The 23,751-nt window shown below is 65.0% G+C and carries 17 protein-coding genes and 2 pseudogenes; 7 read left to right on the top strand and 12 right to left on the bottom strand.

Going from position 1 to position 23,751, the window contains the following annotated elements; translation table 11 throughout:
- Positions 1–12 precede the first annotated feature (12 nt).
- From OU996_RS18755 to OU996_RS18765, 3 genes are all read right to left on the bottom strand, one after another.
- Entirely contained in the window at positions 13–1,188 is a 1,176-nt protein-coding gene (locus tag OU996_RS18755) for an NAD(P) transhydrogenase subunit alpha (protein WP_267583107.1), read from the bottom strand.
- Positions 1,189–1,242: 54 nt separating this feature from the next.
- A complete protein-coding gene (locus OU996_RS18760) occupies positions 1,243–2,715 on the bottom strand; it encodes an NAD-dependent succinate-semialdehyde dehydrogenase (RefSeq protein WP_267583108.1) in 1,473 nt (490 codons plus the stop codon).
- A gap of 111 nt (positions 2,716–2,826) precedes the next feature.
- On the bottom strand, positions 2,827–3,222 hold the full coding sequence (locus OU996_RS18765) for a response regulator (RefSeq protein WP_267583109.1): 396 nt from the start codon (positions 3,220–3,222) through the stop codon (positions 2,827–2,829).
- Between the two features lie 310 nt (positions 3,223–3,532).
- On the opposite strand from OU996_RS18765, the gene OU996_RS18770 reads away from it, so the two are divergent.
- Both OU996_RS18770 and OU996_RS18775 read left to right on the top strand, forming a co-directional pair.
- Positions 3,533–4,288, top strand: coding sequence for a chemotaxis protein CheB (locus OU996_RS18770; RefSeq protein WP_267583110.1), 756 nt, complete (start codon positions 3,533–3,535; stop codon positions 4,286–4,288).
- Complete coding sequence (locus tag OU996_RS18775) at positions 4,213–7,908, top strand: CheR family methyltransferase (RefSeq protein WP_267585756.1); 3,696 nt, start codon at positions 4,213–4,215, stop codon at positions 7,906–7,908. Before OU996_RS18770 ends, OU996_RS18775 begins: the two co-directional genes overlap by 76 nt.
- Before the next feature lie 223 nt (positions 7,909–8,131).
- On the opposite strand, the pseudogene OU996_RS21490 reads toward OU996_RS18775, so the two are convergent.
- The 6 genes and pseudogenes from OU996_RS21490 to guaB form a co-directional block, all read right to left on the bottom strand.
- Positions 8,132–8,343, bottom strand: a pseudogene (locus OU996_RS21490) (helix-turn-helix transcriptional regulator).
- A gap of 385 nt (positions 8,344–8,728) precedes the next feature.
- A pseudogene (locus tag OU996_RS21495) lies at positions 8,729–8,998 on the bottom strand (Arm DNA-binding domain-containing protein); the annotation flags it as partial.
- Between the two features lie 92 nt (positions 8,999–9,090).
- The gene (gene guaA / locus OU996_RS18790) at positions 9,091–10,662 is read right to left on the bottom strand and encodes a glutamine-hydrolyzing GMP synthase (protein ID WP_267583112.1); all 1,572 of its coding nucleotides are present in this window, start codon (positions 10,660–10,662) and stop codon (positions 9,091–9,093) included.
- A 46-nt stretch (positions 10,663–10,708) separates the two neighbouring features.
- Positions 10,709–12,034, bottom strand: a complete 1,326-nt coding sequence (locus OU996_RS18795; protein WP_267583113.1) for an RsmB/NOP family class I SAM-dependent RNA methyltransferase — start codon at positions 12,032–12,034, stop codon at positions 10,709–10,711.
- A gap of 10 nt (positions 12,035–12,044) precedes the next feature.
- Positions 12,045–12,476 carry an MAPEG family protein gene (locus OU996_RS18800; RefSeq protein WP_267583114.1) on the bottom strand — a complete coding sequence of 144 codons (432 nt, stop codon included), beginning with the start codon at positions 12,474–12,476 and terminating at the stop codon, positions 12,045–12,047.
- Between the two features lie 44 nt (positions 12,477–12,520).
- A complete protein-coding gene (gene guaB, locus OU996_RS18805; protein ID WP_267583115.1) occupies positions 12,521–14,011 on the bottom strand; it encodes an IMP dehydrogenase in 1,491 nt (496 codons plus the stop codon).
- Between the two features lie 370 nt (positions 14,012–14,381).
- On the opposite strand from guaB, the gene OU996_RS18810 reads away from it, so the two are divergent.
- The 4 genes from OU996_RS18810 to OU996_RS18825 all read left to right on the top strand — a co-directional run bounded on the left by OU996_RS18810 (position 14,382) and on the right by OU996_RS18825 (position 18,855).
- Positions 14,382–15,815: a DHA2 family efflux MFS transporter permease subunit gene (locus OU996_RS18810; protein WP_267583116.1), complete on the top strand. Its 1,434-nt coding sequence runs from the start codon at positions 14,382–14,384 to the stop codon at positions 15,813–15,815.
- A 46-nt stretch (positions 15,816–15,861) separates the two neighbouring features.
- Positions 15,862–16,827: an acetylxylan esterase gene (locus tag OU996_RS18815; protein WP_267583117.1), complete on the top strand. Its 966-nt coding sequence runs from the start codon at positions 15,862–15,864 to the stop codon at positions 16,825–16,827.
- Positions 16,824–17,552, top strand: coding sequence for an esterase family protein (locus tag OU996_RS18820; protein WP_267583118.1), 729 nt, complete (start codon positions 16,824–16,826; stop codon positions 17,550–17,552). The genes OU996_RS18815 and OU996_RS18820 overlap by 4 nt, the downstream gene beginning before the upstream one ends.
- A 124-nt stretch (positions 17,553–17,676) precedes the next feature.
- Positions 17,677–18,855: an HNH endonuclease gene (locus OU996_RS18825; RefSeq protein ID WP_267583119.1), complete on the top strand. Its 1,179-nt coding sequence runs from the start codon at positions 17,677–17,679 to the stop codon at positions 18,853–18,855.
- A 1-nt stretch (position 18,856) separates the two neighbouring features.
- Here the strand turns inward: OU996_RS18825 and OU996_RS18830 are convergent, their stop codons facing one another.
- The 3 genes from OU996_RS18830 to OU996_RS18840 all read right to left on the bottom strand — a co-directional run bounded on the left by OU996_RS18830 (position 18,857) and on the right by OU996_RS18840 (position 22,351).
- Positions 18,857–19,552 carry an RlmE family RNA methyltransferase gene (locus OU996_RS18830; RefSeq protein ID WP_267583120.1) on the bottom strand — a complete coding sequence of 232 codons (696 nt, stop codon included), beginning with the start codon at positions 19,550–19,552 and terminating at the stop codon, positions 18,857–18,859.
- A 2-nt stretch (positions 19,553–19,554) separates the two neighbouring features.
- The gene (locus tag OU996_RS18835) at positions 19,555–20,859 is read right to left on the bottom strand and encodes a Ppx/GppA phosphatase family protein (RefSeq protein ID WP_267583121.1); all 1,305 of its coding nucleotides are present in this window, start codon (positions 20,857–20,859) and stop codon (positions 19,555–19,557) included.
- A 172-nt stretch (positions 20,860–21,031) separates the two neighbouring features.
- Positions 21,032–22,351 (bottom strand): MFS transporter, encoded by a 1,320-nt coding sequence (locus OU996_RS18840; protein WP_267583122.1) that lies wholly within the window; start codon positions 22,349–22,351, stop codon positions 21,032–21,034.
- 198 nt (positions 22,352–22,549) lie between these two features.
- Here OU996_RS18840 and cyoA point away from each other — a divergent pair, with 198 nt between their 5' ends.
- Positions 22,550–23,746 (top strand): ubiquinol oxidase subunit II, encoded by a 1,197-nt coding sequence (cyoA, locus tag OU996_RS18845; RefSeq protein WP_267583123.1) that lies wholly within the window; start codon positions 22,550–22,552, stop codon positions 23,744–23,746.
- The last annotated feature ends 5 nt before the right edge of the window (positions 23,747–23,751 follow it).

Raw genomic sequence — 23,751 nt, forward strand, 5'->3', positions numbered from 1 at the left:
CCGGGGCTTGGCTCAGGCGGCTTTTGCGGAATTCTTTCCGGATGCGGGGGGCGGCGCCGCACCGACATGGGCGGCATCGCAGAGCTTGCCGGCGTGGGTCAGCGCGGTCTTGGCCAGCACCTCGTCGGTCCAATCAATGACGAGAATGTTGTCCTTCATCATCAGCGCGAGCAGCGCATGCTGGTTCCTGGCATAGAGTTCGCTGGCGTCGCGGCCGAGCAGCGAGGGCACGTTGAGGGGCGCCACGATGGTCACGGCGCCGACCAACTTCGTCTGGCCGGGTTCGGTGTCCTCGCAGTTTCCGCCGCCCTCGGCCGAAAGGTCGACAATGACCGCGCCGGCCTTCATGCCCGCCACCTGCGCCTTGCTGATGAGCTTGGGCGAAGGTTTGCCGGGAATGGCGGCGGTGGTGATGATCAGGTCGGCGGACTGAATGTGCCGGGTGAGCGCGGCATCGACCGTGCTCTTTTCCGCCGCCGAGAGCGCACGGGCATAGCCGCCCGCGCCGGTGGCATCGATGCCGGTATCGAGGAAGGTGCCGCCAAGTGAGAGCGCCTGCTCGCGCGTCTCTGGCCGCACGTCATAGCCTTCGACGACCGCGCCGAGGCGGTGAGCGGTGGCCATTGCCTCCAGGCCCGCCACACCTAACCCCATGACCAGCACCTTGGCCGGCCCGATGACACCGGCTGCCGAGGTGATCTTGGGCAGCACGCTTGTCATGTGGGTCATGCCGAGCGCCACCGCATAATAGCCGGCCAGCGCCGACTGGCTGGACAGGGCATCCATGGCCTGCGCTCGCGAAATGCGCGGGATGCGTTCCATGGCGAAGCAGGTGATCTTCCTTGCCAGCAAGTGCTTCACCAATTCCGGCTCCTGTGCGGCGTAGACGAAACAGGCCAGCACGGCACCGGGCTTCATCGCGTCGATGACCTCCAGCGCCGGTGGCTGTACTGCCAGAACGACGTCTGCATCGGCGACCATCGCCGCCCGGTCGGCGAGGATCGCGACGTCGTTGAAGTACGCATCGGCGAGATGGATTGGAGCGCCGGCGCCGGCCTGCATATGAAGCTTCGCGCCCAGCCTGATCAACTTGGGCACGACCGAGGGCGTCAGCGCGACGCGGCGCTCATGCGGCCGGGTTTCCCGGAGAACGGCAATGTTGACATACATCATGACGGCCTTGGTCATTGCCTTGCGAGGGAATGCCGGCGGCATGCACCGCTGGCGGAGCGTTCGTCAGGCCTAAGCTGGTGCCTTCATGGCCGGGACGTAGCGCACCAGCTTCTTGTTCACGAATTGCTGGATGCCCATGTCGCCGAGCTCGCGGCCATAGCCGGAGTTCTTGATGCCACCGAACGGGAGTTCGGCATCCGACCAGTCGATATTGTTGATGAACATCATGCCAGTCTCGACCCGGCTCGCGACGCGCTTGCCGCGCGCGATATCCTTGCACCAGACCGAACCACCAAGGCCGAAGTCGGAATCATTGGCGAGCGCGACCGCCTCATCCTCGTTCTTGACGCGAAACATCAGCGCCACGGGGCCGAAGAACTCGTCCCGGAAGGCCGGGTTACCGGGCTTGATATCGGTGAGGATGGTCGGCTCCATGTAAGAGCCGGCCCGGTCTATGCGCTTGCCACCCAATGCCAGCTTCGCGCCCTTGTCGACGGCGACTTTCACCTGTTTCAGCAACTGCAGCAGGGCTGCCTCGCTCGACATGGGACCAAGCGTGGTCGCCTCGTCCATGGGATCGCCGGGCTGGAGGGCTTCGAGCGCTGTCTTGAACCGAGCGAGGAAGGTGTCGGCGAGGGACTCCACCACGATGAACCGCTTGGCCGCGCAGCAGGTCTGCCCGGTATTGTACATCCGTCCCCAAACCGCCCACGGGATCGTGTGGTCGAGATCGGCATCCTCCAGCACGATGAAGGCGTCGCTCCCGCCCAGTTCCATCGAGGAAATCTTGAGGTTACGCCCGGCACGCTCCGCAATGCTCGCTCCCGCTGCGACGCTACCCGTCAGGCAGACGCCCTTGATGCGAGGATCATCGACCACCCTGTTGGCCTGCTCGTGCGATATGAAGAGGTTGGTATAGAGACCGACCGGGGCGCCCGCCTCAATCAGCAGCTTCTCGAAGGCGATTGCGCATTGCGGCACGATGCCGGCATGCTTAACCACGAGGACATTGCCCGCCATAAGGTGCGGTCCGGCGATGCGGGCGAGCTGGTAATAGGGAAAGTTCCACGGCTCGACACCGAAGATCACCCCGAGCGGGCTGCTTTCCATATGGGCTTCGCCGGCCGTCGGATGGAGTTCCACCGGCGCGAGGAAGCGTTCGGCGTTCTTGGCGTAGTAGGCCATGATCCGCGAGCTGAACTCGACTTCCCCGCGGGCCTCGCCGATCCGCTTGCCCATCTCCAGTGTCATGGTACGCGCCAGCGGTTCGACCTTGGCGTGCAGCAGTCCCGCCGCCTTACCGATGATCGCCGCACGCTCGGCATAGCTCTTGTTCCGCCAGCTCTCGAAGCAAGTCGCTGCGGTCGTGATTGCGGCATCAAGCTGCTTGTCGGTCATCTGACTAAAGGAATCGACCGCAATCCCGTTGAAGGGATTGGTGCTTTGATAGGTCATGGCGTGTCCTTTGACGTGTCGTCGTACAAGCCAGACGAGCGGCGCACGCTCACAAACATTGAGTTGTTGGTGCGCATTCTCATCCAATCATGGCCGCACACTGCACCGGGCCGGCAATGCTCGGCAGGATCGGAAACTACTCAGTTGCGGAGATGGGGAGAGTCGAGTGAGGAGCCCGCATCGATGCCGCCGAAGGGTTCAAGACGTCGGGCTGGCAGACAATGCGCGCTGGATGGCACGCGCAAGCTCGTGTTCGAGAAACGGCTTGCGCAGCACGATGGCCCCCGACATCCGCTCCTCAACCCCGATAACGTCGCCGCTGACGAAGAGATGGGGCACGAACCCGACCCGCAATATCTCCTGCACGGCTGCAACGCCGCTGCCCTCGCGCAGCGATGCATCGACAATCATGAGATCCGGCTTGAAACGTGCCGCAGCGGCAATGGCGCCTTTCTCCGTCGCCTCGATCGCGCAGACCCTGTGACCCATCTCCGTCAGCACATCTTCATAGAGCGTGCCTATGAAGGCATCGTCCTCTATGACAAGGACGCACAAGGCTCGCCTCGCGGCCTCATCGCCTGTCAGCATCGCCATCTCCGCCCCCGGCCTCACGCCATGCGCAGGTGGAGCGTTCAACAGCACTCCCGCAACTGTCGCGCCTCAACCAGCCTGCCAGGACAGCCTATAGAGGCGGGAACCGTCCGGTCAGGCTCGGAAACTACGCAGCTAGGCGGCAAGGTCCGCGCGACTCTTTTGGTCATGGCTACCTGCCCCATACCGTGACAAGCTGCCTTTGCTGCAACCCAGTGTGATAGTGACGATTGATTTCGATCAGAAGCTGCAGCTTGAAGCACGCTACGTTTCAGCTTCTGTCGAGCTTCACCCGTGAAAGCGACATCACTTAATGGCTGCCCATAATCCCGTTCTCGCACGCGCGCCGCCGCCCAAGGTCACGGACCGTTTTCCCGTTGTCGGTATTGGCGCCTCGGCAGGTGGTCTCGATGCCTGCGCCAAACTGCTGGATGCCATGCCTGCCGATACCGGCATGGCCTTCATCCTCGTGCAGCACCTCGATCCCACCCATGAAAGCATGATGGTGGATCTCCTGGCCCACCACACCGCGATGGTCGTGGTCCAGGCTTCGGAGGGGATGCGGCTCGCACGCGACCACCTCTACATCATCCCTCCCGGCACATATCTCTCCGTCCATGCAACAGGGACGCTGCACCTGTCGCCACCGACGGCTCCCCACGGCGCCCGTCTGCCGTTCGACTTCCTGCTCCGCTCGCTGGCAGAGCAGTATGGCGAGTTCGCCTCCTGCGTCGTCCTGTCGGGAACCGGCGCCGATGGCAGCCTCGGCCTCAGGGCCATCAAAGAACGGGGCGGTCTCGTCATCGCACAGGAACCCGAAGAAGCCGGCTATGGCGGCATGCCGACAAGTGCTGTCCTCACTGGCGTGGTCGACCTCGTGCTTCCGCTGGGGGTATTCCCGAGGCGCTGGCCAAATTCCATCGCCGGATCGGCCGCGCGCATGCAGCAGCCCTCCCCGGTGAGCAGAGCCCTCCTAAGGATTGGCTGCCCACGATCCTCGAACGGCTCCGTACAGCCACGGTTCATGACTTCCGGCTTTACAAGGAAGGCACACTCAGGCGGCGAATAGCGCGCCGTATGGCGATGGCCTCGATGGCGGCCGACGATATGGGCACGTATGCCGAGCTACTGAAAGACGATAGCAAGGAACTCCACCACCTCGCCACCGATCTGCTCATCAACGTCACTAGCTTTTTCCGCGATCCCGGCGTGTTCGATATTCTGGCGAAGACCATCATTCCCGAGCTGGTCCGCAGCCACTCCATCGATCAGCCCCTGCGCCTATGGATCGCCGGATGCAGTACGGGCGAGGAAACCTACTCGCTGGCGATGCTATTTCGGGAGGAAGTGACGGCGGCTAAACGCGAGATCAAGCTGCAGATATTCGCCTCCGATGTCGATGCCGATGCGGTGGTGATCGCCCGTGAGGGGCGTTATCCCGCCTCGATCGAAGCGGAGGTTTCAACTGAGCGGCTGACCCGCTTCTTCTCGAAGGATGATCACGGCTACCAGGTGCTGCCGGAACTGCGGGCAACGATCGTGTTCGCGGTGCAGGACGTTCTCAGCGACCCGCCGTTCTCGCGCCTCGACATGGTATCCTGCCGCAATGTGCTGATCTATCTGCGCCCCGAAGCGCAGCGGAAGGTGATCTCCTTTTTTCACTTCGCGCTGCGCGAGGGTGGCGTGCTGCTGCTGGGCAGCGCCGAGACGGTCGCCGACACCAAGGGCCGCTTCGAGGTTCTCTCCAAGCCCGCCCGCCTCTATCGGCACATTGCCCGCAGCCGCCCCGGAGAGGTCGGCTTTCTGTTCGGCGCCGCTGACGGAGCCCGGCAGCCGGCACGCGCGGCGCAAGGCCAGTCCCCGTCGAGACAGTCGGCCCTGGCCGAGGGCTGCCGCCGCCTCGTGCTGGAATTCTATGCACCGGCAGCCGTGCTGGTCAGCCGAAAGCTGGAATGGCTGTATTCGCTAGGGCCGACGGAGCGCTATCTGCGCGTGCCGCGGGGCCATCCAAATTATGACCTGCTCGCAATGGTATCCCCTCATCTGCGCATCAAGCTCAGGGCGGCGATCCAGCAAGCGCTGATCGATAAAACCCGGGTCGTCATCTCCGGTGGACGGACGAACCATGACGGCAAGCCCGCAGCATTCGGGATCGCGGTCCAGCCGGCGCCGATCAATGGTGAGGATCTGCTGCTGATCTGCTTCATTGACGAACCGGCGCCCGCCGCCAGACGGACGAAGGTCGATGCGCCACAGGGCGCCGCGCATATCGTGGAACTGGAGCAGCAACTCGAAGGCACACGAAGCGAACTGCAAGCGGCCATCCTGAGTCTGGAGAACTCGAACGAAGAGCAGAAGGCCGTCACGGAAGAGGCGCTTTCCGTCAATGAAGAGTTTCAGTCCACCAATGAAGAGTTGCTGACCTCCAAAGAGGAGCTTCAGTCGCTCAACGAGGAGCTCACGGCCCTGAATAGCCAGCTGCAGGAAACGCTGGAGCGCCAGCGCACCACCGCCAGCGACCTGCAGAATATTCTCTACAGCACGGATGTGGCGACCATCTTCCTCGATTTAGGCCTGCACATCCGGTTCTTCACGCCCGCCACCCGCGCGCTGTTCAACATCATACCCACCGACGTCGGCCGGCCGCTCGCCGACCTCAACTCGCTCGCCGCCGACAACGCCTTGCTGACCGATGCGCGTGAGGTATTGCAGACACTCGCGCCGATCGAGCGCGAAATCGAAGCGCGCGATGGCCTATGGTACATCCGCCGGATCCTGCCCTATCGGGCGCAGAATGATGCGGTCGAGGGCGTGGTCATCACCTTCGCCGACATCACCGAGCGCCGCCACACCGCCGAGGCGCTGGAGGCGGCGCGCAAGGAGGCGCAGCAGGCCAGCATCGCCAAGTCCCGTTTCCTCGCGGCGGCGAGCCATGACCTGCGCCAACCCCTGCAGGCCCTGAGCCTCATGCGCGGCGTCCTGGCCAGAAAAATCCGGGATGACAAGAAGGAGGAGGCACTGGCGCTTGTCGGGCGTCTCGATGTGACGGCCGCCGCCATGGCGGGCATGCTCAACACGCTGCTCGACATCAACCAGCTTGAAGCGGGAACCGTCCGTCCCCAACCCGTGACCTTCCCGATTAACGACCTGCTGGAGCGGCTGCGGGACGAGTTCTCATACAATGCGGGGGCGCAGAAGCTGCTTCTGCATGTGGTGCCGTGCGGCCTCTCCGTCTGCAGTGATCCGCGCCTGCTTGAGCAGATGATCCGCAATCTGCTGTCCAATGCACTAAAATATACAAGGCGTGGCAAGGTGCTGCTCGGTTGCCGGCGACGGGGCGGCAGGCTCAGTGTCGAGATCCTCGACACGGGCATCGGTATACCTGAGCAGGAACTCCACGCGATTTTCGACGAGTACCATCAGCTCGACAACGGGGCGCGAGAAAGCGCGCGTGGCCTCGGTCTCGGCCTGTCAATCGTCAAGCGCCTGGCAAACCTGCTTGGGCATCCGATCCATGTGCGGTCCAAGCCGGGGCGAGGCTCGGTCTTTTCCATCAATGTGACCCTGCCTACGAGCGACGATGCCGAATCGGATGGGCGTTCATGCCAGCCCGAAGCGGCAGCACAGCATCCCGGCATCCGTCCTATGGGCTCAATCCTGGTTATTGAGGACGACAGGGATCTGCGAGAACTCCTTGAGGTGATGCTTAGGGAAGAGGGACATGTCACCTTGTCGGCACCCGACGGCGTCGCGGCTGTCGCGCTCATGACCCGTTCCGCGGCAGCGCCTGACCTAATTCTGGCAGACTATAATCTGCCACATGGCATGGACGGCCTCGTCGCAGCCACAACGATCCGGGAGCGATTTCATCGCGCGATACCCGTCGTCATCCTGACAGGAGACATCTCGACGGAGACGCTGAGACGGATCGCCGGGCAGGAGTGCGTGCAACTGAACAAACCAGTGAAGCCGACCGACGTGATGCAGGTCATCCATCGCCTGCTGGCGAGGCCTTTCCCTATGCCGGTGGCGGAAACGCGTATGGAGAGCGCACCGTCAACGGCAACACCCATCATTTTTGTGGTCGACGACGACCGCCACGTACGCGACGGTATCCGGGGATTGCTGGAAGCTGAGGGACATGTGGTCGAGGATTTCGAGACCTGTGAGGCCTTCCTCGAAGCCTATACGCCCGGCCGTGAAGGATGCCTTCTGGTCGATGCATGGCTACCGGGCATGACCGGGCTCCAACTGCTCGAGCGGCTACAGAGCGGGAACTGCGGATTGCCCGCCATCATGATTACCGGAAACAGCGACGTGCATATGGCCGTTGCGGCGATGAAGGCCGGTGCCTGCGACTTCATAGAGAAGCCGGTGGGGCGGCACGAGTTATCGGACAGTGTTCGGCGTGCTCTTGAACAGGCGCATGACACATCGAAACTCTCGGCGTGGAAAGCCAGCGCCATCGATCATCTCGCCTCGCTCACCCCGCGCCAGAGCGAGATCATGGCTCTCGTGCTCGCGGGTCACCCCAGCAAGAACATCGCCGCCGATCTGGATATCAGTCAGCGCACGGTGGAAAACCATCGCGCTGCCATCATGAAGAAGACCGGCGCGAAATCGCTGCCAGCGCTGGCACGCCTGGCTATGGCCGCCACCTCGCAGACGAACCGGGAGGCAGTGGTCTAGCGAGGCGTGCCGGTCCGTCCGGACATCGGCGCCCGGCGGGTCATTAATGCCTCGCCGGAGGGATTCCGTACTGTCCCGTTTCTTCTATCGATGGCATCCCAGATCCTGGTGATCTTCAACATCCACATCAATGGTTGGCCCCAGGCCGATCTTCCCAGACTGACCTGCCTCCGGTATCGATCTCGCTTTTATCAGAGGGTTTTGTCGCAAATCACCCTGCCGCCTATACCCGCCACCGCGGCGGATCGGCAACCAAGCGTTGGTGTCAGATTCATGCCATCCCTCGCCATTGGTGCTGATCCTGAGCTGGGCGGGAAACGTCCCCTCGGCAATCTTGCGGTAGAAGGTGGAACGGGACACACCAGTGCGGGCGAGGACGCTCTTCAAGCGGATGATGCGCTCTGGTCGGCATGGCGGTGCCGCTTCCTGTTGGATGCGCCTGAAGGCGCTGTGCAAGACAAGGCACGGAGCCGCTGACCGGCAAGAGGTTGAACAGCGCCGGTGGGGCGTGGCGAACCGGCGGCGCGCATCGGACGGGTGACAGGCCGAGGCTAGGGCTGCGGTCGATGCCGAGACTGCGGGCAAGCTCTCGGCCTAGACTGCGTCGGGTTTCAAAGCTGATGCCGAACTCCTTATTGCGACCGGGAGCAGGGCCTCGAGTTGCGGATCGCGCTCCGGCGCCGCGCCATGTCGCCCATCTGACTGCGGGTCGCCTTGTAGCCGAAAGAGTCGCCTTGCCGTATTCCAGCGCGTCGGGCGCCCGTGTCAGCTTACGCGCCGCCTCGGCGCTATATCGGCCGATGGTCAAGACCTCCTGCCGCCCGTTCACCCGGTACTGATAGCGGAACGAGACGACCCCGGTCGGGGTGACGGCCGCGTACATCCCGTCGCGGTCCGTCACCTTGGAGAGCTTGGCCCTCGGCTTCAGATTTTTCAGTTCTTTATCAGTGAGTTCGCTCATAAATCCGCATCCGGTCAGGGGCGCGCGCTGATACCAACAAGGGGGCTGTTGGTAGCGAAAGCCCGCTCCTCGACCATCCTGCGCCATACCAACATCGCTACCAACAAAGTGGTCCGGCTGGGGTGACATGCAACGATACGGGGTAGGAAGAAAAATCGTTTCTAGCCAATGTGTTGGTGCGGTTTCCAGCACGACGCGGCACGGTCTGAAACGACCTTAATTCACTCCCACTCGATCGTCCCCGGCGGCTTCGAGGTCACGTCGTAGACCACGCGGTTGACGCCCTTCACTTCGTTGACGATGCGTGTGGCGACGCGGCCGAGGAAGGCCATGTCGAAGGGGTAAAAATCCGCCGTCATGCCATCGACCGAGGTCACCGCGCGCAGGCCCACCACATAGTCATAGGTCCGGTAGTCGCCCATCACGCCCACGGTCTTCACCGGTAGGATGACGGCGAAGGCCTGCCAGATCTCCTCATAGAGACCGTGGCGGCGGATCTCTTCGAGATAGATCTCGTCGGCGAGGCGCAGAATGTCGAGCTTCTCGCGGGTGATCTCGCCCGGGCAGCGAATGGCCAGGCCCGGCCCCGGGAAGGGGTGGCGGCCGACAAACACGTCGGGCAGGCCGAGCTCACGGCCGAGCGCGCGCACCTCGTCCTTGAACAGCTCGCGCAGCGGCTCGACGAGCTGCATGTTCATGCGCGCGGGCAAGCCGCCGACATTGTGGTGGCTCTTGATCGTCACCGACGGGCCGCCGGAGAAGCTCACGCTCTCGATCACGTCGGGGTAGAGCGTGCCCTGGGCGAGGAAGCCGGCGCCACCGATCTTCTTCGCCTCGTCCTCGAACACGTCGATGAACAGCTTGCCGATGGTCTTGCGCTTCACTTCCGGGTCGGTCACGCCTTCCAGCGCGCCGAGGAACATCTCGGAGGCGTCCACATGGACGAGGGGGATGTTGTAGGCGTCGCGGAACAGGGTGACGACCTTCTCGGCCTCGCCGAGACGCAGCAGGCCGTGGTCGACGAAGACGCAGGTGAGCTGGTCGCCGATCGCCTCGTGGATCAGTACCGCTGCCACGGACGAGTCCACGCCGCCGGACAGGCCGCAGATCACCCGTCCCTCGCCCACCTGCTCGCGGATACGGCGGATCGCCTCCTCGCGGAACGCCTTCATGCTCCAATCGGCGCGGGCACCGGAGATCTTGCGCACGAAATTGCGGATGAGCGCCGCGCCGTTCGGCGTGTGCATCACTTCCGGGTGGAACATGGTGGTGTAGATGCGGCGCTCTTCATTGACCGCCACCGCGCAGGGCGCGTTCTCGGAAGTGGCGACGACCTCGAAGCCCTCGGGCAGCTTGGTCACGCGGTCGCCATGGCTCATCCATACGGGATAAGAGCCGCCGACCTCCCACACGCCCTCATAGAGCGCGCTGGGCTTCTGCACGGTCACTTCGGCGCGGCCGAATTCGGCGGCGTGGCCGCCTTCCACCGCGCCGCCGAGCTGCACGGCGCAGATCTGCTGGCCGTAGCAGATGGCGAAGATCGGCACGCCGGCGTCGAAGGCTTCCTGCGGCGCGCGCGGGCTGTTCTCGTCGAGCACCGAGGCCGGGCCGCCGGAGAAGATGATGCCCTTCGGCTTCACGCGGGTGAAGGCTTCCGCCGCGCTCTGGAAGGGCACGATCTCGGAATAGACCCCCTCCTCGCGCACGCGGCGGGCGATGAGCTGGGTGACCTGCGAACCGAAGTCGATGATGAGGATCGTGTCGTGCTCGGGCGTCGTCTCGGTCTGGCTCATGTCGGTCTCTATCAGCTCGTTCGGCAATCGTGGGTTCATATCCGGCTCAGGCGTCGCGCACCATGATGCTGACGAAGAAACCGTCGGTTCCGGTGCGGCGCGGCGTCAGCAGAATGCCTTCCGGCCGCATCAGCGCCGCCCCCGCCAGAGCGAGGCCCCGCTCGCCCAGAGCGAGCACGCTCTCGGCCGGCGGGATGACGCGGAAGGCCGGATGGCGCGCGGTGAAGGCGCGGATCTGCGCGATGTTCTCTTCATCCAGCAGCGAGCAGGTGACATAGGCAAGCCGCCCGCCCGGCTTCACGAAGGGCGCGGCGGCGTCGAGGATCTCCGCCTGCTCCTTGATGCGCTCGGTGAGCGCGCCGGGCCGCATGCGCCATTTGGCGTCGGGGTTGCGGCGCCAGGTGCCGGTGCCGGTGCAGGGCGCGTCGACGAGGACGAGGTCCATGCGGCCGACAAGATCGGCCAGCACGTCGCCGCGCTCCGGTCCGCGTCCCTTGGGCGAGCGGACCTGCACATTGTGGATGCCGGCGCGCTGGATGCGCTCATGGATCGGCGCGAGGCGGCGCAGATCGTCATCATAGGCATAGAGCTGGCCGGCATTGTCCATCAGCGCGGCGAGTTCCAGCGTCTTGCCGCCACCGCCGGCGCAGAGGTCCAGCACCTGCCCGCCGCGCGGCGGGGCGGCGAGGATGGCGGCGATCTGCGAGCCTTCGTCCTGAATCTCGACGAGACCCTTGATATAGGCCGGCTCGACTGTGAGCGGGGGCGCCTTGCCGTCCGCCTCCAGCGCGATGCGCAGGGTGAGCGGCGACCACGGACCGGGCACCGGATTGAGGTGGGCGACCTGCTGCTGCGCCTTGTCGATCGCGCCCTTGAGCGAGTTGACGCGCAGATCGAGCGGCGCGCGATCGGCCAGCGCCGCGCCTTCCGCGTCGCGTGCCTCGCCGAACACCGCCTCGAGCGAAGCGTCCAGCCATTCGGGGTAGTCGCCGCGCACGAAGGCCGGCGCGTCATCCAGCGTGGCCTCCGTGAGGCGCGCGCGCTCGGCCTCGGTCAGCGGCGCGGGGGCAAAGCGCGAGCCGTCGCACAGCGCGCTGATGGCCTCGACATCGAGCCCGCGACCGAGCTTCATCATGCCGAGGATGAGGCCGCGCGGCGTCTCCTCGCCCAGCGTCTCGCCCATCAGATAGGCGCTGGAGGCGCGGCGGCGCAGCGCGTCATAGACGAGGGAGGACAACGCGGCGCGGTCGCCAGAGCCGGCGAAGCGGTGGGCGCGGCCCCAGTCCTTCAGCACGTCGGCGGCCGGGCGGCGTTCGGCCAGAATGGTGCCGATCACCTCGATAGCGGCGGATAGCCGGGCAGCCGGTGTCATGTCATCTCCGTCACGGCATGGCTGGCGCGAACAGGATCGCCAGCGCGAAAAGAACCCACATCAACAGCAGCACGAGAACGCCCACCATATAGGCGGGGAAACGGATGCTCAGGGCGTTGCTGGTCACATGCACGCCGGCATGGACGATGCGAGAGAGAACGAAAATCCAGGACAGGCCCACGAACAGCCCGTCCGCCTGCCGCGTGATCAGCGCGAAGGCGACCAGCGCATAGAACAGCACCGGCACCTCGAACTGGTTGCGGAACGCGTTGCTGACCTGCCGCACCTCGACCGGCCAGCCGCTCTCGTCGAACAACACCCGAGCCCGCTTGACACGCCCCGCCCGCACCGCCCGCAGCCGGACCGTTCCGAGGCGGAACAGCACGGCGAAGGTGAGCGCGACCTGCACAAAGACCGGCAGAAGGATGGCCTGAACGCTCACGCGCGGCTCTCTCTGTCAGCGGGGCGCGAACGCTCCGTGAGGGCTCACGCCCCCGACGGGTAGTTCGGGCTCTCGCGGGTGATGATCACGTCATGCACGTGGCTCTCGCGCAGGCTGGCGCCGGAGATGCGGACGAACTTCGCCTTGGAGCGGAATTCCTCCAGCGTGCCACCGCCGACATAGCCCATGGCAGCGCGCAGGCCGCCGGCGAGCTGGTGCAGCACGCCCCCGACCGGGCCCTTATAGGGCACCTGCCCCTCGATGCCTTCCGGCACGAGCTTCAGCGTGTCCTTCACCTCGGCCTGGAAATAGCGGTCGGCGGAACCGCGCGCCATGGCGCCCACCGAGCCCATGCCGCGATACGACTTATAGGACCGGCCCTGATAGAGGTAGACCTCGCCCGGACTCTCATCCGTGCCGGCGAGCAGCGAGCCGATCATCGCGCATTCCGCGCCGGCGGCGAGCGCCTTGGCGAGATCGCCCGAGAACTTGATGCCGCCATCGGCGATCACCGGCGTGTCGTTCTTGCGGCCGACTTCCACCGCATCGAGGATGGCGGTGAGCTGCGGCACGCCGACGCCGGCGACGATACGGGTGGTGCAGATCGAGCCCGGGCCGATGCCGACCTTGACCGCATCCGCGCCCGCGTCGATCAGCGCCTGGGTGCCCTCGCCCGTGGCGACATTGCCGGCGAGGATCTGCACCTTGTTGGAGAGCTGCTTGATGCGGCTCACCTGGTCCAGCACCTTGCGCGAGTGACCATGGGCGGTGTCGACCACCACGAGATCGACGCCCGCCTCGACCAGCAGCTCGGCGCGGCGGAAGCCGTCCTCGCCCACGGTGGTGGCGGCGGCGACGCGCAGGCGGCCCTGCTCGTCCTTGCAGGCGTTCGGGTTGGTGACCGCCTTTTCCATGTCCTTGACGGTGATGAGGCCGACGCAGCGGCCTTCATCGTCCACCACCAGCAGCTTCTCGATGCGGTGCGTGTGCAGCAGGCGCTTGGCTTCGGCCTGCTCGACGCCCTCGCGCACCGTGATGAGCCGTTCCTTGGTCATCAGTTCGGCGATGGGCTGGTCGGGATTGGTGGCGAAGCGCACGTCGCGGTTGGTGAGGATGCCCACCAGCTTGCCGCCGCGCCCGTTCGGGCCGCGCTCGACCACAGGAATGCCGGAGATGCTGTGATTCTTCATCAGCGCCAGCGCGTCGGCCAGCGGCTGGTCGGGATGGATGGTGACCGGGTTCACCACCATGCCGCTCTCGTACTTCTTCACGAGGCGCACATGCTCGGCCTGCACTTCGGGCTCGAGATTGCGGTGGATGACGCCGAGGCCGCCGGCCTGCGCCATGGCGATGGCGAGGCGCCATTCGGTCACCGTGTCCATGGCCGAGGACAGGATCGGGATGTTGAGCGAGATGGAGCGGGTGACGCGGGAGCGGATGTCCACCTGTCCGGGCATGACATCGGACAGGCCCGGCTTCAGCAGCACATCGTCAAACGTAAGCGCTTCCCGCGCGAGGCCGTCGAAAACCGACATCGCCAACTCCCGTGTTGGGTGCCCGACGCTGGGCAGCGCGCCGGCCCTATGGATGAAAAATCGAAGGGAGCGGGGATGGGCGCCGCTCTCTGACGAGTTGGCGCGGGCTCATACCATGGGCCGCACCGCTTTCCTAGGCACTTGCTCCGCGCGCCGTGCAATGCCGCCCCGCGCGGCCGTGGCCTTGTGGATGGGGCGGTGAAACAGGCGGTCCGCACGCCTTTTCCCTGTCACCCTATCGTGATGGCCCGATGACGCGCCGTGAGCCCTCGTCGCGGCGCGTCGCGGGCGATATATGGCGCCCGAAAGCTTGATTTCACCGCATTGAGTTCACGACCTTGAGTTTCGGCCCCGCCTGATCGGATTCCCCGTGCGCCCCGAACGTCTCGTCCCGCTGATCGTCGCCTGCGCCCTGTTCATGGAACAGCTCGATTCGACGGTGCTCGCCACCTCGCTGCCGGCCATTGCGAAAGATCTCAACGAAGACCCGATCGCGCTCAAGCTCGCGCTGACCTCCTATCTGCTCAGCCTCGCCGTGTTCATCCCGGCGAGCGGCTGGTTCGCCGACCGATTCGGCTCGCGCACCGTCTTTCGAGCGGCGATCATCGTCTTCACCTTCGGCTCGCTGCTCTGCGGGCTCGCCCAGTCGCTGCCGGATTTCGTGATCTACCGCATCATCCAGGGGCTCGGCGGGGCGATGATGGTGCCGGTGGGGCGGCTGGTTATCCTGCGCACCGTGCCGAAGGACGAGCTCGTCTCCGCGCTCGCCTGGCTCACCGTGCCGGCGCTGCTCGGGCCGGTGTTCGGCCCACCGCTCGGCGGCTTCATCACGACCTATTTCGACTGGCGCTACATCTTCTTCCTCAACATCCCCATCGGCATTGTCGGCGTCGCGCTGGCCTCGCGCTTCATCCCCGACATTCGCGAGGCGGATGTGCCGCCCTTCGATTTCAAGGGGATGATGCTCTCCGGCGTCGGCCTCGCTGGCCTCGTCTTCGGCTTCGCCCTGCTCGGCCAGCACGCAGTGGAGCCGCGCATTGCGCTCGCGGTCATCGCCGTCGGCGCGGTGGCGATGGCGTTCTATATCCGCCATGCGCGCCGCACCGAGCGGCCGATCCTCGACCTCACCCTGCTGCGCATCCCGACCTTCTTCGCCGGCGTGGTCGGCGCCTCGCTGTTCCGCATCGGCATTGGGGCGATGCCCTTCCTGCTGCCGCTGATGCTTCAGCTCGGCTTCGGCCTCTCGCCCTTCGCCTCCGGGCTCATCACCTTCGTCTCGGCGGCCGGGGCGATGACGATGAAGTTCTCGGCCGCGCCGATCATCCGCGCCTTCGGCTTCCGCCGGGTGCTGATCGTCAACTGCGTGATCGCCTCCGCCTTCATCGCCGTGGCGGCCTTGTTCACGCCGACGACGCCGCATCTCGTCCTGATGGGGGCGCTGCTGCTCGGCGGCTTCTTCCGCTCGCTGCAATTCACCAGCACCAACGCGCTGTCCTATGCCGACGTGCCGACCGAGGCGATGAGCCGGGCGACCAGCTTCGCCAGCGTCGCCCAGCAGGTGGCGATCTCCACCGGCGTCGCGGTGGCCGCGCTGGTGATCGACGCCATGCGCGCCTTCCACGGGCGGATGCACCTCACCCTCGACGATTTCAGCGTCGCCTTCCTGGTGGTGGGCGGCATCGCCGTGTGTTCCGTGTTCTTCTATATCCGCCTGCCGGCCAATGCCGGCGCCGAACTCGCCCAGCGCAAGGTCAAGCCCGCGCAGGTGCCCGAGCCGCCGAGCGAGATGGGCAGCGCCGCGTAAAACGAGCGGCTAGAGTGGCGCTCTACCGCCGGGATTCTGCCTGACCATGCCGATGCCGACCGCCCACCCCTACCCGTTCGACCCGACGCAGGGCTTCAGCCTGCCGCAGCTCGCCGCGCTGCGCCCACCCCCGCTCGCGCCGGGCTTCGACGCCTTCTGGCAGCCGCGCTATGAGCGGGCGCTGGCGCGTGATCCCGCCCCGCGCCTCACCCGCAACCCGCTGCGCCATGCCTATTGGGCGGTGCATGACCTCGCCTACACCTCGACCGACGACTTTCCCATTGGCGGCTGGCTGCTGCTGCCGAAGGCCGGGCCGGTGAAGCGCGGCATCATTGTCGGCCACGGCTATGGCGGGCGCGCCGGGCCGGATCTCGACCTGCCGCTGCGCGAGGCGGCGGTGCTGTTTCCCTGCCTGCGCGGCCTCTCGCGCAGCCGGCGCCCGCCGATCTCCGACGATCCCGCCTTCCATGTGCTTGATAACATCGACAAGCCCGACCGCTACATTCTCGGCGGCTGCGTGGAGGATATCTGGCTCGCCGTCTCGGCGCTGCTCGCGCTCTACCCCGCGCTGGCCGGCCATATCGGCTATAGCGGCACGAGCTTCTCGGGTGGGCTCGGCGCGCTGGCGCTGGCCTTCGAGACGCGGATCGCCCGCGCACACTTGAGCGTGCCGACCTTCGGCAACATGCCGCTCTGGCTCACCTTGCCGAGCATCGGCAGCGCCGCTGCGGTGCAGGCCTATCAGGCCCGGCACGGTGAGGTGGCGGACACGCTCTCTCTGTTCGATTCCGCCAGCGCGGCGACGCGCATCACCATCCCGCTGATCACCGCCGTGGCGCGTTTCGACCCGGCGGTGGCGCCGCCCTGCCAGTTCTCGCTCGCCAATGCCGCGGCGACATCGAACCGCCACGAGACCGTCATTCTGGATGCGGGGCACGTCGATTATCCCGGCATGGGCGCGCAGCAGGCGCTGCTCAAGGGCAAGCTGGGACGGTTTTTCGACACGACATGAAGCGGGATTACCGGCGCTGGTACAGTGAGCGGCTCGGCCGCGACATGGAATTGCTGATCTTCGGCCATGCCGGCGCGAAGGTGCTGATGTTCCCGACCCGCGAGGGCCGGTTCTTCGAATATGAAGATCTGCGCATCGTCGCCAGCCTCGCCGACAAGGTGCGGGCCGGCCAGCTTCAGCTGTTCTGCATCGAGGGGCTGGCGCGCGAGAGCTTCTATGACACGACGCGCCCTCCGGCCGCGCGCATCGCCCGCCACGCGGCGCTGGAAGACTATGTGCTCCACGAGGTGATGCCGCTGATGGACGGGCTCAACCCGTCCGACTGCACCATCGCCATGGGGTGCAGCCTCGGCGCCTTTCAGGCCGCGAGCCTGGCCTTCCGCCACCCGCACCGGGTGCGCAAGCTGGTGGCGTTCTCGGGCCGCTACGACCTCACCCAGTCCGTGGAATGTTTTTCCGACCTATTCGACGGCTATTACGACGAGACCATCTATTTCCACACGCCGCTGCATTTCCTGCCGAACCTCGCCTGCCCGTGGCGGCTGGAGAGCCTGCGCCGGCTCGACATCGTCATGACCATCGGCGACGCCGACCCCTTCCTCGACAATAATCTGCGCCTCAGCCGGCTACTGGCGGAGAAGGGCGTCGATCACCGCCTGCACATCTGGACCGGCCGCGCCCACCGCGCCGGCGCCTGGCGGCAAATGGCGCCGCTGTATGTGTGAGGGGACTTCATGCCCTCCACTACGCGGCAGCTATGGGAAGCGAGTACGAATTTTCACTCGCAACCTCTATTGCTCTATTCTAAAAGGACATAGAATTTGAGAAAGAGCTTTGACAGGACAATTCATGTCCGTATCCACTCTGAGATGCATTCTCTGCAAAGCAGAATTGCCGCCGGATAATAAGCCGGAGCACATTCTTTTAGATGCACTTGGTGGTCGAGCGACAACCAAGATCGCTACCTGCCCCGAATGCAATAACAATTTTGGTTCTGGTCCAGATCAAGAACTCGCAAAATCTGTCGAGTTAGTCAAAAATTCATGCTTATTCAAATCTGGCTCTGGATCAAATCCTCCAACTATTAAGAATTTTGTATCTGATGGACATCGCTTTGATATCCGACCGGGAATGTCTTTAGGTATCAAACAAAAATCTCCATTATCCGTAGCAGTCACCGATAACGATGTAACGGTTAGTATAAGCGCCTATTCTGATGCGGACGCAGAAAATTTTATCAGAGGCGCCGCGACAGCTATCGCAAAAAAGCTGGGTCGCCCGGACCCAAAGGTGATCAGCGCGATAGAAGAAGATATAGCAAAGGATCGCAAAACTACATTCCAGCCAGCTCCAATAGTTAAAGGCGAGATAAATCTGGGATCATCAGCAGCTATGCGCGCGATGGCCAAGGCATGTCTAGTTCTATGGACACGAGTCGTAGGAAATGAAGAATTACAATTAGATCAATATGACTCCATCAGAGCGTACATAAACGATGGATACGGGTTTGATGAAGTGTCATTTGGCGCAGACGCAAGGCCAATACCACCATCAATTCCTTATCGATATTCAGCATACCCGAATTTTATTTGGGTCGGAAGCAATGGCGAGGGAACGGTTTACGGTTACTTTCGACTCTATGGGGCAGTAGGCTGGGGCTTCAAACTTCGACAAAGCGACGCTCCACCAAACAAAACATGCCTGCTAATATCTAACCCATTTGAAAATCACATATGGGACATAACGTCTGGAGATGACGGAGAAATTGAAAATAACTGGTTTTGGCATTCGCACGGACAAAGCCCAGAAGACGCGCAAGCAGCCATAAGCCATATTAACAGGCTACTGAAGCAGTGCGAAGAAACCAATCTAAACAATTTCTATATAAACTTGATGAAGCACCACTTTCAAAAGCTTGGATACGAGGAGGGTGACCTTCCATCGAATGACGATATCATCGAAGTAACGAGAAAAGTCGCAGCAGCGATGGCAGCGCAGATTTTGCGACGGGAAATACCGACCGATTAGCTCACCCCCTGAACCCCGTCGCCACCACATAAAGCTCGGCGGAATCCGCGCGGCTGGCTTGAGGTTTGACGTGGCGGACCTGGGTGAAGTCGCGCTTCAGTTCGGTGAGCAGCGTGCCTTCGGTGCCGCCCTGAAACACCTTGGCGATGAAGGCGCCGTCGGGGGCGAGCACCTGGCGGGCGAAGTCGATGGCGAGTTCGACCAGGCCGACAATGCGCAGATGGTCGGTCGGGCGGTGGCCGGTGGTGTTGGCCGCCATGTCGGACATGACGAGATCGGCCGGGCCGCCGAGCATGGCTTTCAGCGCCTCGGGCGCGTCGTCCTTGAGGAAGTCCATCTGGGCGAAATCGACGCCGGCAATGGGGTCGATCTCCAACAGGTCGATGGCGACGATGCGCCCGCGCCCGTTCTCCAGCCCGATGCGCTTGGCCGCCACCTGGCTCCAGCCGCCCGGCGCGGCGCCAAGGTCCACCACCCGCATGCCCGGCCGGAGGATCTTCACCTTGTCGTCGATCTCGATCAGCTTGAAGGCGGCGCGCGAGCGCCAGCCCTCGCGCTTGGCGCGCGCGACATAGGGGTCGTTGAGCTGGCGCTGCAGCCATTTCTGCGAGGAGGAGGAGAGCTTGCGCGCCTTCTTGAGGCGCACTTTCAGCGGGCGCGCCTCGCCCCCCTTGCCCGGTGTCGGCTTGTCGATCACGTCTATGCTCCGGGGCTGTCGCGCCAGACGCCGTCGGCACGCATCAGTTCGACGAGAATGCCCTCGCGCAGGCCACGGTCGGCCACGCGCAGGCGATCACAAGGGAAGGCGCGGCGCACCGCTTCGAGAATGGCACAGCCGGCGAGAACGAGGTCGGCCCGCTCCACGCCGATGCACGGGTTGGCCGCGCGCTCGGCGAAAGGCATGGCGAGCAGCCGGTCCACCACCACGCGCACCTGTTCGGCGCCGAGCCAGGTGCCGTCGACCTGCGAGCGGTCATAGCGCGGCAAATCGAGATGCACGCCGGCGATGGTGGTCACCGTGCCGGAGGTGCCGAGCAGATGCAGCCGTCCGCAATTATGCGGGCCGACGGCAGCGACGAAGCCGTCGAGATGCGGGCGGAATTCCTGCACCATGGCCTCGAAATCGGCGGGCGTGACCTTCACCCCGCCATGGCGCTCGGCCACGGTGACGACGCCGAGCGGCACCGACACCCAGGCGCGGATGATGGCGGCGGGCGGGCCGCCGTCGCAGGTCTCCAGCCGGTCGAGCCAGACCACCTCGGTGGAGCCGCCGCCAATGTCGAACAGCACGGCGCCATCGGCATGGGTGTCGACCAGCGGCGTGCAGCCGGCGGCGGCGAGGCGCGCCTCGGTCTCGCGGTCGACGATCTCCAGCTCCAGCCCGGTCTCGCGGGCGACGCGTGCGATGAACTCCGCGCCATTGGCCGCCGAGCGGCAGGCTTCCGTGGCGATCAGCCGGGCGCCGGCGATGCGGCGGGCGTTGATCTTGGAGGCGCAGACGGCGAGCGCGTCGACCGCGCGGCTCATCGCCGCCTCGCTCAGCCGGCCGGAGCCGATCAGCCCCTCGCCGAGCCGGACGATGCGCGAGAAGGCATCGACCACGCGAAAGCCCGAGGCGGTCGGCCGGGCGATCAGCAGGCGGCAGTTGTTGGTGCCGAGATCGAGCGCGGCATAGCAGGAATCGGAGAAGCGCCCGCGCGGGCCCTCGCCCGGCCGGTGATGGGAGCTGTGATGCGGGCTGTGAGGGCCACCATGCGGACCACCATGCGGGCGGGGCGATCCGCCGCCCTCGGCGCGCGGGCGTGCCTCATCGCGCCCACGATCATCCCGGCCGCGATGCGCGTCGCGCGGGCGGTGGTCGTCACGGCGGGGCCCCGTTTCCGGGGCAAGGTTCGGCCGCGCACGCCCGGCCTCGCCGCGCCCGGTCTCAGGGCATGGCGGATCGGTGCGCGACGACCTCTCGGCCGGCGCGAGGCCGGCCTGCGTCTGGGTCTCGTCGACCATTTTGATTCCCCGGCCGAAGCCGTCGGCACGCGCGCCGAGGGCGGCGCAGCGGCCATCTGTTCACATGTTAGGTGAAATGTAGCATTCGGCCGCGCTTGCGCAAACGGCTTCCTGCCCGCCCGGCGCCGGGGAACGCTCCGGGAGGGTCAGATAAGGAGGCCGACGGGCCGGATCAGCCGGAGGCGGCCATGGAGAGCGAGCGGTTGAAGCGCAGCGCCAGCAGGGTGCAGACCGCGCCGGAGAGCAGATAGGCGCCCGAGGCGATCAACCCGAAGTGGCTGGAGATCACCAGCGCCGCCAGCGGGGCGAAGCCCGCGCCGAACAGCCAGGCGAGGTCGTTGGTCAGCGCCGAGGCGGTGTAGCGGTACTTGCGCTGGAAATTCGAAGCGACGACGCCCGAGGACTGGCCGAAGGACACGCCGAGCAGGATGAAGGCGAGGATCATATAGAGCGACTCGCCCACCACGCCGCCGGCGAGGAGCTGCGGCGCGAAGCCGGAGAACACCGCGATCGCCACCGCCGAGCCGCCGAGCAGCGTGCGCCGGCCCACCTTGTCGGCGATCATGCCCGAGGCGAACACCGCCGCGAGGCCGAAGAACGCCGCCACCGCCTCGATCAGCAGGAAGCGCGTCGGCGCTTCCTCGGTGAACAGGAACACCCAGGAGAGCGGGAACACGGTGACCATGTGGAACAGCGCGAAGGTCGCCAGCGGGGCGAAGGCGCCGATGAGGATGCCGCGCCCCTCGAGGCGGATGGTCTCGGTGATCTTCTGCGGCTCAAGGTCGCCGCTCTCGAACAGCTTCACATATTCCGGCGTCACCGCCATGCGCAGGCGGGCGAACAGCGCGACGACATTGATCGCGAAGGCGACGAAGAACGGGTAGCGCCAGCCCCACTCGAAGAAGTCGGTGGCGGAGAGGTTGCCGAGGAAGAAGGCGAACAGCGCGCTGGCGATGATGAGACCGATCGGCGCGCCGAGCTGCGGCAACATGGCGTACCAGCCGGTGCGCCCTTGCGGCGCGCGCATGGCGAGGAGCGGCGCGAGGCCGTCCCAGGTGCCGCCCCAGGCAAGACCCTGGCCGAGGCGCAGCACCGCCAGCAGCCAGATCACCGAGGCGCCGATCGTGTCATAGGACGGCAGGAAGGCGATCAGCACCGTCGAGGTGCCCAGCAGGAACAGCGCCAGCGCGAGCTTCGCGCCGCGGCCGTGCCGGCGGTCAATGGTCATGAACAGCGCGGTGCCGAACGGGCGCGCGATGAACGCAAGCGCGAAGATCGCGAAGGAATAGATCGTCCCGGTGAGCGCGTCGACGAAGGGGAAGACCAGCTTCGGGAACACCACGACAGACGCGATGGCGTAAACGAAGAAGTCGAAGAACTCGGACGCGCGGCCGATGACGACGCCGACGGCGATCTCGCCGGGGCGAACCTCACCGTCATGGGCATTGATCTGCCGGGCATCCTGCTCAACCGTGGTGGTCGGACTCGTCATAGATCTTCACCGAAACTTGAATAGATTTAACTTATACTCTGGCACCACGTCCGGCCTTTCGCCATCGCACGGCACCGTTATCATCCTTCCCGAAAAGCCGGGATGCGACACTTCGACATTGCACATTATGCTTGATATTGGAATTGCTGCGATGCAGCTATTGGGCCGCAAATGGCCACTTCATAGGTTTACATTCCGTTGCGTTGGCTTCGTCTCATAGCACTGGTGCCGCTGGCCGCCTCATTGGCCGGCTGCAATTTCGTCGTACTGGCGCCCACCGGCGATATCGCTGCGCAGCAGCGTGATTTGCTGGTGGTCTCCACGCTGTTGATGCTGCTCATCATTATTCCGGTGATGGCGCTGACGGTGTTCTTCGCCTGGAAGTACCGGGCCTCGAATACCAAGGCGACCTATGAGCCCGAATGGAGCCACTCCACGCAGATGGAGCTGGTGATCTGGTCGGCACCGCTGCTCATCATCATCTGCCTGGGCGCGCTCACCTGGATGGGCACGCATCTGCTCGACCCCTACCGCCCGCTGGACCGGATCGCCGCCGATACGGTGGTGCCGGCCGAGACCAAGCCGCTGGAAGTGCAGGTCGTCGCGCTCGACTGGAAGTGGCTGTTCATCTACCCCGAGCAGGGCATCGCCACGATCAACGAGCTGGCCGTGCCGGTTGATCGCCCGATCCATTTCAAGATCACCTCCTCGGCGGTGATGAACGCCTTCTACGTGCCGACGCTGGCGGGCATGATCTACGCCATGCCGGGCATGCAGACGCAGCTCCACGCCGTCGCCAACAGCCCCGTCACCTCGCGCGGCTTCTCGGCGAACTACAGCGGCGCCGGCTTCTCCAAGATGCATTTCGGCTTCGAGGCGACCGACGAGGCGGCGTTCGCGAGCTGGATCGCCAAGGCGAAGGCCAGCACCGGCGCGCTCAACCGCCAGGCCTATCTCGACATCGAGAAGCCGAGCGAGGCGGTGCCCGTCACCTATTTCGGCACGGTCGATGCCGATCTCTACGACGCCATCCTCAACATGTGCGTCGACCCCGGCAAGATGTGCCAGAGCGAGATGATGGCGCTCGACGCGCGCGGCGGCCTCGGCCTCGCCAGCGTGAACAATGTCGTGCCGCGCACCGTCGTCACCGCCAAGGCGAGCCGTGGCGGCACCGTGTTCGGCGGCGCCCCGACCTATGTGGTCGGCGTCTGCACGCCGGAGGAACTCGCCGCGCTGCTGCCGCTCACCGCCGTGCCCGCGCGCACCCCGCTGAAGGATCCGCGCCCCGTCACGGGCGTCGGCCTGCCCCTTCCGTCGCTGTCCTCGGGCGAGAGCCCGGCGGATCTCTCGCCGAACGCGCTTGTCCGCGGTCCGCGCCGACTCTCCAACTCCTGACCGGC

Source organism: Ancylobacter sp. SL191 (assembly GCF_026625645.1).
Classification (GTDB): domain Bacteria; phylum Pseudomonadota; class Alphaproteobacteria; order Rhizobiales; family Xanthobacteraceae; genus Ancylobacter.

Coding starts and splice junctions, on each gene's coding strand:
- OU996_RS18825 (WP_267583119.1), top strand. CDS start 17,677: ATGTCCGTATCCACTCTGAGATGCATTCTCTGCAAAGCAGAATTGCCG.
- guaA (WP_267583112.1), bottom strand. CDS start 10,662: ATGAGCCAGACCGAGACGACGCCCGAGCACGACACGATCCTCATCATC.
- OU996_RS18770 (WP_267583110.1), top strand. CDS start 3,533: ATGGCTGCCCATAATCCCGTTCTCGCACGCGCGCCGCCGCCCAAGGTC.
- OU996_RS18835 (WP_267583121.1), bottom strand. CDS start 20,859: ATGGTCGACGAGACCCAGACGCAGGCCGGCCTCGCGCCGGCCGAGAGG.
- OU996_RS18815 (WP_267583117.1), top strand. CDS start 15,862: ATGCCGATGCCGACCGCCCACCCCTACCCGTTCGACCCGACGCAGGGC.
- guaB (WP_267583115.1), bottom strand. CDS start 14,011: ATGTCGGTTTTCGACGGCCTCGCGCGGGAAGCGCTTACGTTTGACGAT.
- OU996_RS18795 (WP_267583113.1), bottom strand. CDS start 12,034: ATGACACCGGCTGCCCGGCTATCCGCCGCTATCGAGGTGATCGGCACC.
- OU996_RS18755 (WP_267583107.1), bottom strand. CDS start 1,188: ATGACCAAGGCCGTCATGATGTATGTCAACATTGCCGTTCTCCGGGAA.
- OU996_RS18765 (WP_267583109.1), bottom strand. CDS start 3,222: ATGGCGATGCTGACAGGCGATGAGGCCGCGAGGCGAGCCTTGTGCGTC.
- OU996_RS18840 (WP_267583122.1), bottom strand. CDS start 22,351: ATGACGAGTCCGACCACCACGGTTGAGCAGGATGCCCGGCAGATCAAT.
- OU996_RS18820 (WP_267583118.1), top strand. CDS start 16,824: ATGAAGCGGGATTACCGGCGCTGGTACAGTGAGCGGCTCGGCCGCGAC.